Source organism: Stenotrophomonas sp. STEN020 (assembly GCF_056760195.1).
Genome location: NZ_JBRREI010000043.1, coordinates 25,613 through 41,497, shown reverse-complemented (window position 1 = coordinate 41,497; position 15,885 = coordinate 25,613). Strand labels below are relative to the sequence as shown.

Sequence of the window (15,885 nt, the reverse complement as noted above, 5' to 3'; positions counted from 1 at the left end):
AGCCATGCTCGGCAGGGGGCACTACCGGTAAAGCCTCTGCCGAGCATGGCTCGGCACTACCTGCTGATTACCCAGGGAAAGCCCCTGCCGAGCATGGCTCGGCACTACCCTTTCAGGCGCGGGCTTCCTGCAGCAGCTTGCCGCCGGCCTTCTTCTCGCGCGCGGCGCGGATGAAGCCGATGAACAGTGGGTGGCCGCCACGCGGGGTGGACAGGAACTCCGGGTGTGCCTGGCAGGCCAGGAACCACGGGTGCTGGTCACGCGGCAGTTCAACCACTTCCACCAGCGTGTCATCCATCGACTTGCCGGCGATCACCAGACCCGCGTCTTCCAACTGGGTACGGTAGCGGTTGTTGAACTCGTAACGGTGGCGATGACGCTCGGACACCACGTCCTTGCCGTACAGCTCGCGAGCAAGGGTTCCCGGTTTCAGCCGCTGCTCCTGCAGACCCAGGCGCATGGTGCCGCCCAGATCGGACTTCTCGTCGCGCTTCTCGACTTCACCGGTGGCGGTACGCCATTCGGTGATCAGACCGATCACCGGGTTCGGCGACTGACGGTCGTTCTCGGTGCTGTTGGCGCCTTCAAGACCAGCCACGTGGCGGGCGAAATCAACCACCGCCGCCTGCATGCCGTAGCAGATACCGAAGTACGGCACCTTCTGCTCACGGGCGTACTGCGAGGTCAGCACCTTGCCTTCAAAACCACGGTCGCCGAAGCCGCCCGGCACGAGGATGCCGTCCACGCCATCCAGCGCAGACAGGCCGGACTCTTCCAGCTCCTGCGCTTCCAGCCACTTCAGGTTGACCTTGGTGCGCTGGCGCAGACCGCCGTGCTTGAGCGCCTCGCCCACCGACTTGTACGCATCCTGATGGTCGACGTACTTGCCGACCACCGCGATGGTCACTTCGTCCAGCGGGTGCAGCGCCGCATCCAGCACCGCTTCCCACTCGGACAGATCAGCCGGACCGGCCTTGTCACCCAGCTTGAGCTGGTTGACCACGATCTCGTCCAGGCCCTGCGCGTGCAGGCCCATCGGCACGCGGTACAGCACTTCAACGTCCGGCACGCTGATCACGGCACGCTCGGAAACGTTGGTGAACAGCGAAATCTTGCGGCGCTCCGAATCCGGAATCGCCTGCTCAGAACGGCACAGCAGCACGTCCGGCTGGATGCCGATCGAGCGCAGTTCCTTGACCGAGTGCTGGGTCGGCTTGGTCTTCAGCTCACCGGCGGCCGCGATGTACGGCACCAGGGTGAGGTGCATGAACAGCGCCTTCTCCGGGCCACGCTCGGTGCGCACCTGGCGGATGGCCTCCAGGAACGGCAGCGACTCGATGTCGCCGACGGTACCGCCGATTTCCACCAGTGCTACGTCGAAGCCTGCAGTGGCCTCGTCGATGCAGCGACGGATTTCGTCGGTGATATGCGGAATGACCTGCACGGTTGCGCCCAGGTAATCACCACGACGCTCCTTGCGGATCACGTTCTCGTAGATACGCCCGGTGGTCACCGAGTTCTTGCGGCTCAGGCGGTTATGGACGAAACGCTCGTAGTGGCCCAGGTCGAGATCGGTCTCGGCACCGTCGTCGGTGACATAGACCTCACCATGCTGGAAGGGGCTCATCGTGCCTGGATCCACGTTGATGTACGGATCCAGCTTCATCATGGTGACCTTCAGGCCACGCGCCTCGAGAATCGAGGCCAGAGACGCGGCTGCAATGCCCTTGCCAAGCGAGGACACCACACCACCGGTAACAAAAATAAGGGGGGTCACGGCTCACTGCCTCCCGGAAAGCCCTAGTTTAAAGGTTGTCGCCAAAACACCCAAGCACTGGATGCGGCGGATTAAAAAAAAGACGCCCCGACCTGCGCCGGGGCGTCCTTGAAACTTAAGAAAAACCCAGTCAGCGACGGCGACGGGCTTCCTCTTCCTCTTCTTCACGCGGCGCCGGCTGGTCAGCCTTGGCCTTGTCCTGGGCAGCGGCGGCAGCGCGGCGCTTGGCCTTCTGCTCGGCTTCGCTCTGCGCCTTGTCGACCGGGGCAGCCTGTGCGGCCTCGGCAGCCTTGCCCTTGTCAGCGCTTTGCGCCATCACGAAGGGAACGGCGGCAACCGCAGCGACAACAACACCCAGAGCCAGCAATTTTGACGTTTTCATCCAAAACCTCCTCGGCTTGCCCAGCCAGACACGGCGGGCCTGTTTAGGAACCGTGTACAGCATAACGCGTGACAGCTGCCCCGGCCCTGAATGCCCTGCGTGCAAAAATCGCCGCCAGACCGCACACTCCCACGTCGATTTGCGCCCTACCGAGATCCATGAACGCCCGTTACAACGCCGCTGACATCGAAGTCCTCTCTGGCCTGGACCCGGTCAAACGCCGTCCTGGCATGTATACCGACACCGCCCGCCCGAACCATCTGGCGCAGGAAGTGATCGACAACTCGGTCGATGAGGCCCTGGCCGGCCACGCCAAGACCGTGGAAGTCACCCTGTTCAAGGATGGCAGCTGCGAGGTCAGCGATGACGGCCGCGGCATGCCGGTGGACATCCACCCGGAAGAAAAGATCCCGGGCGTCGAACTGATCCTGACCAGGCTGCATGCCGGCGGCAAGTTCAACAACCGCAACTACACCTTCTCCGGCGGCCTGCACGGCGTCGGCGTATCGGTGGTCAATGCCCTGTCGACGCTGGTGGAGATCCATATCCGCCGCGACGGCGCCGAGCACCGCATCACCTTCCGTGATGGCGACCGCGCCAGCCCGCTGGAAGTGGTCGGCAGTGTCGGCAAGAAGAATACCGGCACCCGCCTGCGCTTCTGGGCCGACCCCAAGTACTTCGATACGCCCAAATTCAATGTGCGCGCACTGCGCCACCTGCTGCGCGCCAAGGCCGTGCTGTGCCCGGGCCTCACCGTCAAGTTGACCGACGAAGCCACCGGCGATGTCGATACCTGGTATTACGAAGATGGTCTGCGCGACTACCTGAAGGCCGAGCTGGGTGAGCGCGAAATGCTGCCAGCCGACCTGTTCGCCGGCAGCGTCAAGAAGGAAACCGAGATCGTTGACTGGGCCGTGGCCTGGCTGCCGGAAGGCGAGCTGGTGCAGGAAAGCTACGTCAACCTGATCCCGACCGCCCAGCACGGCACCCACGCCAACGGCCTGCGTACCGGCCTGACCGAGGCGCTGCGCGAGTTCTGCGATTTCCGCAACCTGCTGCCGCGCGGCGTCAAACTGGCCCCGGAAGACGTCTGGGACCGGGTTGCCTTCGTGCTGTCGTTGAAGATGACCGACCCGCAGTTCAGCGGCCAGACCAAGGAACGCCTGTCCTCGCGCCAGGCCGCCGGCTTCGTCGAAGGCGCGGTGCATGACGCTTTCAGCCTGCTGCTGAACCAGAACGTGGAACTGGGCGAGAAGATCGCGCAGATCGCCATCGAGCGCGCCAGCGCCCGCCTGAAGACCGAAAAGCTGGTCACCCGCAAGAAAGTCACCCAGGGCCCTGCCCTGCCCGGCAAGCTGGCTGACTGCATCAGCCAGGACCTGTCACGCACCGAGCTGTTCCTGGTCGAAGGTGACTCGGCAGGCGGCAGCGCCAAGCAGGCTCGCGACAAAGACTTCCAGGCCATCCTGCCGCTGCGCGGCAAGATCCTGAACACCTGGGAAGTCGCCTCGGGCAGCGTACTGGCTTCGGAAGAAGTCCATAACCTGGCCATCGCCATTGGCTGCGACCCGGGCAAGGACGACCTGTCCGGCCTGCGTTACGGCAAGGTGGTGATCCTGGCCGACGCCGACTCCGACGGCCTGCACATCGCCACCCTGCTGGCGGCGCTGTTCCTGCGCCACTTCCCGTCGCTGGTGGATGCCGGCCATGTGTTCGTGGCGATGCCGCCGCTGTTCCGCGTCGACGTGGGCAAGCAGGTGTTCTACGCGCTGGACGAGGAAGAGAAGCGCTCGCTGCTGGACAAGATCGAACGCGAGAAGATCCGCGGCCAGGTCAGCGTCACCCGCTTCAAGGGCCTGGGCGAGATGAATCCCTCGCAGCTGCGCGAATCCACCATCCACCCGGATACGCGCCGCCTGGTGCAGCTGACCGTGGACGACAGCGAGCAGACCTCGGCGCTGATGGACATGTTGCTGGCCAAGAAGCGCGCCCCGGACCGCAAGGGCTGGCTGGAGAGCAAGGGCGATCTGGCTTCGCTGGAAGCCTGATCCCGAGCAATCTCGCCACACCGAAAGCCCGCCCTCACCGGCGGGCTTTTTGCTGGCCACGCCCCGCTTTTGTAGGAGCGGTGTTAGCCGCGAAGCAAGCACATCATCAGATGGCAAAAGCTGCTGACCCGCCAGCAGCACCAGTTTCGCGGCTTACGCCGCTCCTACAAAAGCAGCCTGCGCCCCAACAAAAAAAACCGCCATCGCTGGCGGGTTTTTCGTTTGCAGATTACGAACCAATAACCTCAGTTCCAACCCACCATTTCGAACAGACGCAGGATCAGGTAAGCACAACCACCTGCCGCCGGAATCGTCAGGATCCACGCCCACAGGATGCGCTCGATCACGCCCAGACGCAGCGACTTGGGGTTCTTGGCGAAGCCAACGCCCATGATCGCGGTGGAGATGCTGTGGGTGGTCGAGACCGGCATGCCGAAGTGCGCAGCCAGGGTCAGGATGGTGGCCGAGCTGGTCTCAGCGGCGAAGCCGTGAATCGGGTGCAGCTTGACCATCTTGTGACCCAGGGTCTTGATGATCTTCCAGCCGCCCGAAGCGGTACCGGCAGCCATCACCACCGCACAGGTCAGCACGATCCACATGGCAATGCCGTTGCCAGCATTGGCATCGGGATGCATGAAGGCCAGCCACGACGGCAGGTCGTTCAATGCACCGGTTGCTTCTGCGCCAACCAGGGTCATCGCGATGATGCCCATGGTTTTCTGCGCATCGTTGTGGCCGTGGGCAAAACCCATGTACGCCGCCGAAACGATCTGCGCCTTGCCGAAGAAGGCATTGACCCAACGCGGGCGTGCCAAGCGGCCGAGCATGCCACCAACGCGGGCCATGCCGGCGATGATTGCCCACAACAGGCACATCACCACGATACCGAGCAGGAAGCCGGCGATCGGTGAGGTGATCATCGGCACGAACACCTTCCACAACAGGCCCTTGTTCTGCGCCCAGTTGCCGACGTTCTGCGACCAGATCAGCGCATCCCAGTTGTTATGTGCAGCGGCAAGACCCGCACCGCACAAACCACCGATCAATGCATGCGAAGAAGACGACGGCAGGCCTTTCCACCAGGTGATCAGGTTCCAGACGATGCCGCCAAGCAGCGCGCACAGGATCACCTGCGGGGTCACATCGACCACATCGGTGTTGAGCAGACCATTGGCGATGGTCAGCGCGACGGCGGTGCCGGTCAGCGCGCCGATCAGGTTCATGAAAGCGGCCAACATCACCGCCCAACCGGGCGACAGGACCTTGGTTGCCACCACGGTGGCGATTGAATTGGCGGTGTCGTGGAAGCCGTTGATGAACTCGAAGACGAGCGCGGCCAGAATCACCACCAGGACGAGGGTGAGCATAGAGCGTCCCCGTCAGCTGTTCTTGAGCACGATCTGGTAAGCCACCACGCCCGCTTCGCGGCAACGGTCGATGGCCTTTTCCAGGATCTCGAAGAATTCCTTGAGCAGGAACATCTGCAGGTTGTCCAAGCGACCGGAGTAGATGTCGCGGTACAGCTCCAGCATCAGACGGTCAGCTTCGTTCTCCAGCGAACGCAGCTTTTCGTTGAGCGCGGTCATACGATCCAGGTTCATGTGGCGCAGGTCGTTGACCATCTCCACGACGACACCTGCGGCCTGCTCCAGCATCGCTGCGCGCGGGGCGAAGTCGATCTGGTCCAGATGCTGCACGGCCAGCGAGTAACGGTCAGCAAACTTTTCGATCTGCTTGGGAATCTTGTACAGCGCCGAACCCAGCGCTTCGATGTCCTCGCGCTCGATCGGGGTCATGAAACTGTCAACCAGCGCCTGGCTGATCTTGTCCGAGGCGGCGCGTTCGCGCAGACGGGCGAGTTTGAATGCATCCAGCGCCGGCTGACGATCGGCCTCACGCATCATGCTGTGCAGTGCCTTGGCACCGTCATAGGCGGCCTGCGCGGCCTCGTCGAGGTAGGTATAGAACTGCTTGCCGGAGCCAAAGATGGTCTGCAACGAAAACATGGGGAGCCTATTCGCCGTCGCGGGAGGGACGGCATCAGGGGCGAATTATGACGGCTAGATGGCATTCAGGGTATTCCCGGCGAGTTTTTTAGCCCTGAAATGTGAACGGGCGGGTGCGCCAGAGCCCCAACGGTTTGCTAATATCGCCCAGCGCCCTCGCGGTGCACCCTATGGAAGACGACCCTTATCCCCCGCCACAGCGCCGGATCCCGCCCCTGAGCGCCCGCCGCAGCCGCAAGCACCCGCCCTCCCTGCCACCAACCCGGGGAGAGACCCGTGTTTGAATTTTTTATCGTCCTGGCCCTGATTCTGCTGAACGGGTTCTTTGCCATGTCCGAGATGTCGGTCATGACTTCGCGCAAGAGCCGCCTCAAGCAGCTGGCTGGCTCCAGCAAGCGTGCTGCGCGCGCCCTGGCCCTGTCCGAGAAACCCGAGAACTTCCTGTCCACGGTGCAGATCGGCATTACCCTGATCGGCATCCTGACCGGTGTTTACGGCGGCGACGCGATCGGCGGTGCCATCGCCCAACAGCTGCAGGCCTTGTTCCCGGCCCTGTCAGCCAATTTCTCGCTGTTTGGCGCGGTACAGCCCTGGTCCGAGTTCCTCGGCAAGACCCTGGCAGTCGCACTGATCACCTATCTGACGCTGATCTTCGGCGAGCTGGTGCCCAAGCGTGTCGCATTGACCCGCTCCGAGGACATCGCCGGCATTGTCGCGGTGCCGATGAGCTGGCTGGCACGCATCGCCGCCCCCGGCGTCTGGCTGCTGTCGCACTCCACCCGCTTGGTACTGCGCCTGCTCGGCCTGGGCAAGACCGAGTCGGCCTCGGTCAGTGAAGAAGAAATCCGCATGCTGGTGGCCGAGAGCCATGAGCAGGGCGTGATCGACAGCCACGAGCGCGACATGATGAACCGCGTCATGCGCCTGGGCGACCGCACCGCCGACAGCCTGATGACCCCGCGCAACCGCATCGCCTGGCTGGATACCAACGCTGATCCGGAAAAGAACCTGCTGGCAATGCGCGACCATTCGTTCTCGCGTTACCCGGTGTATCGCGGCAACGACCAGGACATTGCCGGCATTCTTGAGGTCAAGAGCCTGGTCACCCGCCTCAGCGGCGGCAGCCACAACCTGTTCGAGAACCTGCGCGAGACCCTGTACGTCTCCGAATCCACCCACGCGATGAAGCTGCTGGAGATCTTCCGTGAAGAGCACCAGTCGATGGCGCTGGTGGTCGACGAATACGGCGAGATCCAGGGTCTGGTGACCATCTCCGACCTGATGGGCGCCGTGGTCGGCCGCCTGCAGGCCACCGAGAATACCGACGATGACGCTTTGGTTGTCACCCGCGAAGACGGCTCCTTGCTGGTTGACGGCTCGCTGCCGGTGGATGACCTGCAGGAGCTGATGAACGGCGCCGAGCTGCCGGATGCCGAAGAAGGCGATTACTACACCATCGCCGGCATGTGCATGCACTACTTCGGCCGCATACCGCACGCAGGCGAATACTTCGACTGGGCCGGCTGGCGCATTGAGATCGTCGATCTGGACGGTGCCCGCATCGACAAGCTGCTGCTGCGCCAGCTGCCAGAAGAAGACACTGATGACACCACCGGTTGAACCGGACGGCAGCCCGCCGGACACCGGCAGGACAGAGTCCGGCGGTTACCGCAATGAAGGCATTCGCACGCTGTTGGCGATGTTTGAACGCGGCGACCCGGATGAACACCTACCGCTGGGCAAGGTTCTGCAAGGGCTGGAACAGAGCGCGTTCGGCGTATTTCTGTTCATCGCCATCCTGCCCGCCTTCATCCCGATCCCGGGCATAGGCGGCGCGGTCAGCAGTCCGCTGGTATTCCTGATCGGCAGCCAGTTGCTGTTCGGGATGTCGCGGCCGTGGCTGCCAGGCTTCATCGCCAGACGCGGCCCCAAGCGCAGCACCGTGCACAAGTTCCTCAGCAAGATCAGCCGACCGCTGCAGCGACTGGACCGGATGTTGAAGCCTCGGCTGGCGGTGCTTATCGTGCCACTACCAGCGCGCATGCTGACCGGCGTACTGCTGTTGCTGGTCGGCCTGCTGCTGTCGCTGCCGATTCCATTCACCAACTACCTGTTCGGCTTCCAGCTGCTGTTGTTCGCACTGGCACTGCTCGAACGCGACGGCGCATTGATGCTGTTCAACTGGCTCGGAGCGATTGCCGCCGGCCTGTTTTTCGGCTTCGGCTCCGGCCAGCTGATCAGCGAAAGCATCGCATTGTTCGAACGCATGACCAGCTGACGCCCCCCGGCAGACGGTAGTGCCGAGCCATGCTCGGCAGGGGCTTTACCAGCAAAAACAAACCCCTCCCCAACCCTCCCCTTGGCTACGCCAAAGGGAGGGAGCAACAGCGCAGTGCCGAGCCATGCCCGGCAAGAGGCTATACAAGCAAAATCACCCCTCCCCAACCCTCCCCTTCGCTACGCAAAAGGGAGGGAGCAAACGGCTTACGCCGCTCCCACCCGCTGCCATGCCTGCATCGCCAAGTCGAACGAACGCAGCCGCGCCGCCGGATCATAGATATTGGCAGCCAGCATCATTTCATCTGGGCGATGGCGCTCGACGAAGGCCACCAAGCCTTCCGCCACCTGCGCAGCATCACCGACGATGCTGCAGGCCAAGGCGCGCTCGACACCGACCTTTTCATGCGGCGCCCAGAACGATTCGATGTCATCCACTGGAGCCGGGATACGCCCCGGCGTGCCGCGGCGCAGATTGACGAAGGCCTGCTGCTGGCTGGTAAACAGACGCTTCGATTCAGCCTCCGAGTCACTGGCCACCACGTTCAACGCCAGAATCGCGTAGGGCGCCTGCAAGTGCTCGGAAGGACGGAAGTCGCGGCGATACAGCGCCAGCGCTTCATCCATCGCATCCGGGGCGAAGTGCGAGGCGAACGCAAACGGCAGGCCCATCGCCGCCGCCAGGCGCGCACTGAACAGGCTCGAACCCAGCAACCAGACCGGCACCGGAATGCCGCCACCAGGCACCGCCTGTACCGACTGCCCAGGCTTTACCGGCGCGAAGTAATGCAGCAGCTCGGCAACATCCTGCGGGAACTGATCGGCACTGTCGAAGTAACGGCGCAATGCGCGCGCCGTAGGTTGATCGGTGCCGGGCGCCCGACCCAGACCCAGATCGATGCGATCCGGATACAAGGAAGCCAGCGTGCCGAACTGCTCGGCAACCTGCAGCGGCGAATGGTTGGGCAGCATCACTCCACCCGAGCCCACCCGGATACGCGAAGTGCCACCGGCCACATGCCCGATCAAGACCGAGGTGGCGGCGCTGGCGATGCCGGGCATGTTGTGGTGCTCGGCCAGCCAATAGCGGTGATAGCCCCAGCGGTCGGCGTGCTGGGCCAGCTCCAGCATGTTGGCAAAGGCCTGCTGCGGGGTAGAGCCCTCGCAGACCGGGGCGAGGTCAAGAATGGAAAGTGGGATCATTCTGCGGTCTCCATGGACGATGCCAAGGACATGGGGTTTGTCCTCGCATTCTCCATGCAAGCGCCGCGATTTCCACCGGGACACTGTTTCCCACGCCCTGCCTTACAAGCTCAGGCTTGGGCGTCGTCCTGCCGATCCACCAGCGGCTGCAGTTGTGCGTCCAGCGCCACGCGCTCGTCGAACACGAAGCAGCGGCCGTCATAGCCCTCGCCGCCCACTTCCTCGAAGTAGCCGAGGATGCCGCCTTCCAGCTGCAGCACGTTGTGCATACCGTCGTTCTGCATCCACAGCGCGGCCTTTTCGCAGCGGATGCCGCCAGTGCAGAAGCTGACCACGGTGGCATCGGCCAGCGCCTCGCGGTGCGGCTCCAGCGCGGCCGGCAGATCGGTGAACTTGGCGATCGGCAGGGTCAACGCACCCTCGAAGGTGCCGTGGGCGAATTCCTGCCAGTTGCGCGTATCCAGCATCACCACGCGCTTGCCGTCGTCATCGTGGCCCTGCCGCAACCAGCGCTGCACGGTGGCTGGGGCGACGCTGGGCGCACGCGGGTAATCCAACGGCTGGCCGTCATCGCGGCGGAAGCTGATGATTTCCGACTTGAACTTGGCCTTCAGCTTTGCGAATGGCTGCATCTGGCTGTGGCTGTATTTGATGCGCATGTCGGCAAAACGCGCGTCAGCCTTGAGCTGGCTGTAGAAGCCATCGATGCCTTCACTGCTACCTGCCAGGAACAGGTTGATGCCCTCCTCCGCGATCAGGATGGTGCCACGCAGCTCCAGCGCCTTTGCGCGTTCATGCAAGGTGGCGGTCAAGGCTTCGGCATCAGCCAGCGGAACGAAAAGATAGGCAGCGGTATTAACGATCATGTGCATAGTTTAAACGACCGTCCCCACAGCTGCTGTGGGAGCGGCGTAAGCCGCGAAACTGGCAATGCCCGGAAGGCCCAAAGGCCACCCCCTCCCCAACCCTCCCCTCCTCCTACGGAGCAAGGGAGGGAGCTGAAAGCCATCACCCCCGCAGCAGGAAATACGGCAGCAGCACCAAGGCCGAAACAACCACCATACCGAGCAGCACCGCCACTACAAACAACGGCCGGCTCCGCAACATCGAGCCGAACGTCTCGGCACTACCATCCCGCAACGCCGCCTCGCGCTCGTCACGCACCCGCTGCCCGCGTTCAGCTTGATAGCTCGCCATCAAGCCTTTCGCGCGTGGCAGATCATCGTTTTCGCGCAGCCAGATGCCGCCATTGGAAATTCCCCAGGGGCTGGGCTCGGTCCGATACCAGGCGATGCCATTGCGGTCGAGCAGTTCGCCGACCTCGAAGCTTTCGTCGTCACCGACATTACGTAGATTGAGCAGCAGTTTGGCCATGCCGCAATGATACCCGGCGGCGATGCGCTACCCTGCACGCCCCTTTCCAACGGAGCGCGCCATGCGCCGTCTGTTCATCCCACTGTTGCTGTCCCTGTTGGCCGCCGGCTGCACCCCGCCGGGCCCGCCTCCTGGCGGCACCATTGCCAAGTTCGAGCAGATCGACACCGTGCCCGGCAGCGGCGCTGAAGCGGTGGCCGGCAGCAAGGTCAGCGTGCATTACACCGGCTGGATCTACGACGAGCGCAAGCCCGACAAGCACGGCGAGAAGTTCGACAGTTCGCTGGATCGCGGCGAGCCGTTCAGCTTCAACCTCGGCGACAAGCAGGTCATCCGCGGCTGGGACGAAGGCGTAGCTGGCATGAAGGTCGGCGGCAAGCGCACCCTGATGATTCCGGCCGAATACGGCTACGGCAACCATGGCGTCGGCCCGATCCCGGCCGGCTCCTCACTGGTCTTCGATGTAGAACTGCTCGATGTCAAACCTCGCTGATAAAACCGTTGCCGTCATTGGCGGCGGCCCGGCAGGTCTGTTTGCCGCCGAGCATCTGCGTGCCGCTGGCCTGGCGGTCAACCTGTACGAGGCCAAGGGCTCGCCCGGGCGTAAATTCCTGATCGCCGGCAAGGGTGGGCTGAACCTCACCCATTCCGACCCGCGCCCACTGTTCGACAGCCGCTACCGCGAACGCCAGGTGGAGGTTGGCGCATGGCTGGACGGCTTCGATGCCGATGCCTTGCGCCGCTGGGCGCTGGGTTTTGGCGTGGAAACCTATGTCGGCAGTTCCGGCCGGGTGTTTCCGGTAGACCGCAAGGCAGCACCGCTGCTGCGCGGCTGGGTGCGTCGACTGAAGGAACAAGGCGTGCGCTTCCACGTGCAGCATCGCTGGCTGGGCTGGAACCTGGACGGCAGCCTGCGCATGGCAACCGCTGAAGGCGAAGTCAGCATCAAGGCCGATGCCACGGTATTGGCACTGGGCGGCGGCAGCTGGCCGGAGCTTGGCTCCGATGGCAGCTGGATGCCAGTCTTGCAGGAGCGCGGCGTTGATACCGCGCCGCTACAATCGGCGAACTGCGGCCTCGACATCGACTGGACTGCCCACTTCCGCGACCGTCATGCCGGCGCACCGATCAAACCTGTGGTTGCGCACTGGACCGATCTGCAGGGGCAAGCACAGTCGCTGCAAGGCGAATGCGTGGTCAGTCAGTACGGCATTGAAGGCAGCCTGATCTATGCACTGGCCGCCGACCTGCGCGAAACCCTCAACCGCGATGGTGCGGTGACGCTGGAACTGGATCTGGTACCCGGCCGCGATGAAGCTCGCTTGCTCGCCGACCTCGGCCGCGCCCGCAAGGGCCGCAGCTTCGGTGAACACCTGCGTCGTGCAGCTGGTCTGGATGCAGCCAAGGCCGGGCTCTTGTTTGAAGTGTTGGGCAAGGATGCCGGCAATGATCCTGAAGCTGTCGCGCGCACGCTCAAACGCCTGCCGCTGCAGTTGCTGCGGCCGCGCCCGATGGCTGAGACCATCAGCACGGCCGGTGGTGTAAAGCTGGAAGCGATGGATGACGGACTGATGCTCACCGCACAGCCCGGCGTGTTCTGCGCTGGCGAAATGCTGGATTGGGAAGCGCCCACCGGCGGCTACCTGCTGACCGCTTGCTATGCGAGTGGCCAGCGTGCAGCAGAAGGCGTGATCCGCTGGCTCGGGTAATGCCGACCCATGGTCGGCAGAGGCCTCACCGATAGCGCCGCCCCGTGTAGGAGCGGCGTAAGCCGCGAAGCTGAAAACCAATCCGACCACAAAAAAGCCCGCAGTTTCATCGCTACGGGCTTCGCGGCTTACACCGCTCCTACAGGCTGTCGGGAATCAGCGCATTTTGCTAGTACGCAACGCCGCGATGCGGGCCGGCGGGGTGAACGAATCACTGCGCGCCTCAGCCCAATACTCGCGGAACACGGTGTGTTCGGGCACCTTGTTCAACAACTCACCCGGCCCGAGATAGCGGTACAGGCTGGCCAGCGAGCGAATTTCCACCGGCGATACGCGGCGCAGGATGTGCTCCGGGCCCAGCTCGGACGTATCGTGCAGGCCAGCAGCGCCGAGCAGGTCACGCAGCGCGCGCATGGTGTTCTGGTGGTAATTGAACACGCGCTGGCCCTTGTCGACCGGCTCAAGATGACGCCAGCGGCTCGGATCCTGGGTGGCGATGCCGGTCGGACACTTGTCGTTGTGGCAGCTCAACGACTGGATGCAGCCCAGCGCGAACATATAACCACGCCCGGCATTGCACCAGTCAGCGCCCAAGGCGATGGTGCGGGCAATATCGAAGGCCGTGGTCACCTTGCCGGCCGCACCCAATCGAATGCGATCACGCAGGCCAAGCCCCACCAAGGTGTTGTGCACCAGAATCAGCGCTTCGTTCATCGGCACGCCAACGTGATCGATGAATTCGGCCGGGGCCGCGCCAGTGCCGCCCTCGGCGCCATCGACCACGATGTAATCCGGCAGCATCCCGGTTTCCAGCATCGCCTTGGCGATGCCGAACCATTCCCATGGATGGCCGATGGCCAACTTGAAACCAACCGGCTTGCCACCGGACAGTTCGCGCAGACGCGCAACAAACTGCAGCAGCTCGATCGGCGTGGAGAATGCCGAATGCTTGGACGGCGATACGCAATCCACGCCCATCGGTACGCCACGCGTCGCGGAAATTTCAGCACTGACCTTGGCCGCAGGCAGCACACCGCCGTGGCCGGGCTTGGCCCCCTGCGACAGCTTGATCTCGATCATCTTGACCTGATCGGAGCTCGCGTTCTCGACAAAGCGCGCTTCGCTGAAACGGCCGTTTTCATCGCGGCAACCGAAGTAGCCCGAGCCGATTTCCCAAACCAGATCACCTCCGTTCTCACGGTGATACGGCGAGATCGAACCTTCACCGGTGTCGTGGCAGAAGCCACCAAGTTTGGCGCCCTTGTTCAGCGCACGGATCGCGTTGGCCGACAAGGAACCAAAGCTCATCGCCGAAATATTGAACACACTGGCCGAATAAGGCTTGGCACACTCAGGCCCGATCACCACACGGAAATCGTGGTGCGCAATGCTGGTAGGCGCCAGCGAATGGTTGATCCATTCGTAGTCCACCGCATACGCACTGCGCAGCGTGCCGAACGGCACCACATCCATCTCATTGCGCGAACGCTGATAGATCAGCTGACGCTGCTGACGCGAGAACGGCACATCTTCCAGATCGCTCTGCACGAAATACTGGCGGATTTCCGGGCCGATGGATTCGAAGCCGTAGCGGAAGTGCGCCAACACCGGGTAGTTGCGACGCAGCACACTGCGCCGCTGCAACACATCCCAGGTGCCGAGCACCGCCATCAGGCCGAACAGGCCAACGCCCCAGTACCAAGCAGGCCAATGGGTAGCCAGCGCCAGCGATACTGGCAACAAGATAAGTGCCAGCACATAAACCAGATAACGATGCATTACCGTCCTCAACCTACACGGATGGCGGATTCTACAACCGGTCGTCCACTACTTGCCTCGGCCAGGCCGATTTCACATCGTAGACCACCATGTCCGGCACACCCAAGGCACGGATCTGCGCCACATCGAAGGCACGGAACTGCTGATGGGCTACCGCCAGCACCACCGCATCGTAGACACCTTGCTGCGGCGCCTTCACAAGCTCTACACCGCCCATGTCATGCGCATTGCGCGGATCGGCCCAAGGATCAAACGCATCCACCTGTGCACCGGCGGCCGCCAGCATCTGCACCAGGTCCAGCCCACGGCTGTTGCGCAGGTCAGGGCAATCCTCCTTGAAGGTCACCCCCAGCACCAGCACGCACGCGTTCTGCAACGGCTTGTTCTTTTCTTCGAGCAGGCCACGTACACGGGTGACCACATGCGCTACCACACGGTTGTTGACCTGCCGCGCGGTGTGGATCAGATCCGGGTGGTAACCCACGCTCTCGGATTTATGCAGCAGGTAATAGGGGTCAACGCCAATGCAGTGCCCGCCGACCATACCGGGCCGGAACGGCAGGAAGTTCCACTTGGTGCCTGCTGCTTCCAACACATCCAGCGTGTCGATGCCCAGCTTGTCGAAGATCAGCGCCAGTTCGTTGACCAAGGCAATGTTCACGTCGCGCTGGATGTTCTCCACCACTTTGGCCGCCTCGGCCACGCGTAGCGACGACGCCGGCCAGGTGCCAGCGGTGATGATGCGCCGGTACAAGGCATCAACCACTGCGGCGGCCTCGGGCGTGGACCCTGAGGTGATTTTCTTGATATCAGGCAAACGCCGTTGACGGTCACCCGGATTGATCCGCTCCGGACTGTAACCGCAATAGAAATCCTGGTTGAAACGCAGCCCGGAGCCCTGCTCCAGCAGCGGTACGCAGACCTCTTCGGTGGTACCCGGATATACGGTGGATTCGTAGATCACCAGATCACCACGCTTGAGCACCGCAGCGATCAGCGCACTGGCACCGCGCAGCGGCGCAAGGTCCGGCTGCTCGTAGGCATCTATCGGTGTCGGCACGGTGACGATGAAAACATTGCGCCCAGCCAGCTCGGCCTTGTTCGCGGTGTAGCGGGCATGCAGCGCCGCGCCCAGCTCAGCGTCGTCCAGTTCCAGCGTATGGTCGTGCCCTGCCTGCAACTCTGCGACGCGGGCGGTATCGATGTCGTAACCCAGGGTATCGAGCGTTTTACCGAACTCGACGGCCAATGGCAGGCCAACATAGCCCAAACCAATAATGGCGATCTGCGGCGCGGCCGCGGCGGTGATCTCGGCACTCATGCCATCCCC

Annotated in this window: 14 protein-coding genes; 5 read left to right on the top strand and 9 right to left on the bottom strand. The window is 63.1% G+C overall.

Translation table 11 applies throughout. The annotated features are described in order from the left end of the window. Positions 1-112: 112 nt before the first annotated feature. Both ACVOLZ_RS16460 and ACVOLZ_RS16455 read right to left on the bottom strand, forming a co-directional pair. The gene (locus ACVOLZ_RS16460; protein ID WP_481517043.1) at positions 113-1,777 is read right to left on the bottom strand and encodes a CTP synthase; all 1,665 of its coding nucleotides are present in this window, start codon (positions 1,775-1,777) and stop codon (positions 113-115) included. Positions 1,778-1,907: 130 nt separating this feature from the next. Further along, positions 1,908-2,159, bottom strand: a complete 252-nt coding sequence (locus tag ACVOLZ_RS16455; protein ID WP_282273021.1) for a hypothetical protein — start codon at positions 2,157-2,159, stop codon at positions 1,908-1,910. A gap of 158 nt (positions 2,160-2,317) precedes the next feature. Here ACVOLZ_RS16455 and parE point away from each other — a divergent pair, with 158 nt between their 5' ends. Continuing rightward, the gene (parE, locus tag ACVOLZ_RS16450; protein ID WP_481517042.1) at positions 2,318-4,207 is read left to right on the top strand and encodes a DNA topoisomerase IV subunit B; all 1,890 of its coding nucleotides are present in this window, start codon (positions 2,318-2,320) and stop codon (positions 4,205-4,207) included. Positions 4,208-4,452: 245 nt separating this feature from the next. Here the strand turns inward: parE and ACVOLZ_RS16445 are convergent, their stop codons facing one another. Together ACVOLZ_RS16445 and ACVOLZ_RS16440 are read right to left on the bottom strand one after the other, a co-directional pair. Continuing rightward, positions 4,453-5,574 (bottom strand): inorganic phosphate transporter, encoded by a 1,122-nt coding sequence (locus ACVOLZ_RS16445; protein ID WP_481517041.1) that lies wholly within the window; start codon positions 5,572-5,574, stop codon positions 4,453-4,455. A gap of 12 nt (positions 5,575-5,586) precedes the next feature. After that, the gene (locus ACVOLZ_RS16440; RefSeq protein WP_057628278.1) at positions 5,587-6,213 is read right to left on the bottom strand and encodes a DUF47 domain-containing protein; all 627 of its coding nucleotides are present in this window, start codon (positions 6,211-6,213) and stop codon (positions 5,587-5,589) included. Positions 6,214-6,489: 276 nt separating this feature from the next. Here ACVOLZ_RS16440 and ACVOLZ_RS16435 point away from each other — a divergent pair, with 276 nt between their 5' ends. Together ACVOLZ_RS16435 and ACVOLZ_RS16430 are read left to right on the top strand one after the other, a co-directional pair. Then, positions 6,490-7,833, top strand: a complete 1,344-nt coding sequence (locus ACVOLZ_RS16435) for a hemolysin family protein (protein ID WP_481517040.1) — start codon at positions 6,490-6,492, stop codon at positions 7,831-7,833. After that, positions 7,817-8,491 (top strand): exopolysaccharide biosynthesis protein, encoded by a 675-nt coding sequence (locus ACVOLZ_RS16430; RefSeq protein ID WP_481517039.1) that lies wholly within the window; start codon positions 7,817-7,819, stop codon positions 8,489-8,491. The genes ACVOLZ_RS16435 and ACVOLZ_RS16430 overlap by 17 nt, the downstream gene beginning before the upstream one ends. 206 nt (positions 8,492-8,697) lie before the next feature. Here the strand turns inward: ACVOLZ_RS16430 and ACVOLZ_RS16425 are convergent, their stop codons facing one another. The 3 genes from ACVOLZ_RS16425 to ACVOLZ_RS16415 form a co-directional block, all read right to left on the bottom strand. Further along, complete coding sequence (locus ACVOLZ_RS16425) at positions 8,698-9,693, bottom strand: LLM class flavin-dependent oxidoreductase (RefSeq protein ID WP_481517038.1); 996 nt, start codon at positions 9,691-9,693, stop codon at positions 8,698-8,700. Positions 9,694-9,803: 110 nt separating this feature from the next. Continuing rightward, positions 9,804-10,559, bottom strand: a complete 756-nt coding sequence (locus ACVOLZ_RS16420) for a sulfurtransferase (protein ID WP_481517037.1) — start codon at positions 10,557-10,559, stop codon at positions 9,804-9,806. A gap of 142 nt (positions 10,560-10,701) precedes the next feature. Then, positions 10,702-11,067: a DUF6164 family protein gene (locus tag ACVOLZ_RS16415; RefSeq protein ID WP_481512994.1), complete on the bottom strand. Its 366-nt coding sequence runs from the start codon at positions 11,065-11,067 to the stop codon at positions 10,702-10,704. Positions 11,068-11,128: 61 nt separating this feature from the next. Here ACVOLZ_RS16415 and ACVOLZ_RS16410 point away from each other — a divergent pair, with 61 nt between their 5' ends. Then, positions 11,129-11,560, top strand: coding sequence for an FKBP-type peptidyl-prolyl cis-trans isomerase (locus ACVOLZ_RS16410; protein ID WP_481517036.1), 432 nt, complete (start codon positions 11,129-11,131; stop codon positions 11,558-11,560). After that, positions 11,544-12,776 carry a TIGR03862 family flavoprotein gene (locus tag ACVOLZ_RS16405; protein WP_481517035.1) on the top strand — a complete coding sequence of 411 codons (1,233 nt, stop codon included), beginning with the start codon at positions 11,544-11,546 and terminating at the stop codon, positions 12,774-12,776. The genes ACVOLZ_RS16410 and ACVOLZ_RS16405 overlap by 17 nt, the downstream gene beginning before the upstream one ends. Before the next feature lie 156 nt (positions 12,777-12,932). On the opposite strand, the gene ACVOLZ_RS16400 is transcribed toward ACVOLZ_RS16405, so the two are convergent. Both ACVOLZ_RS16400 and ACVOLZ_RS16395 read right to left on the bottom strand, forming a co-directional pair. Further along, positions 12,933-14,555, bottom strand: a complete 1,623-nt coding sequence (locus tag ACVOLZ_RS16400; protein WP_481517034.1) for an FMN-binding glutamate synthase family protein — start codon at positions 14,553-14,555, stop codon at positions 12,933-12,935. Positions 14,556-14,586: 31 nt separating this feature from the next. Further along, a complete protein-coding gene (locus tag ACVOLZ_RS16395) occupies positions 14,587-15,876 on the bottom strand; it encodes a nucleotide sugar dehydrogenase (RefSeq protein ID WP_481517033.1) in 1,290 nt (429 codons plus the stop codon). Between the last annotated feature and the right edge of the window lie 9 nt (positions 15,877-15,885).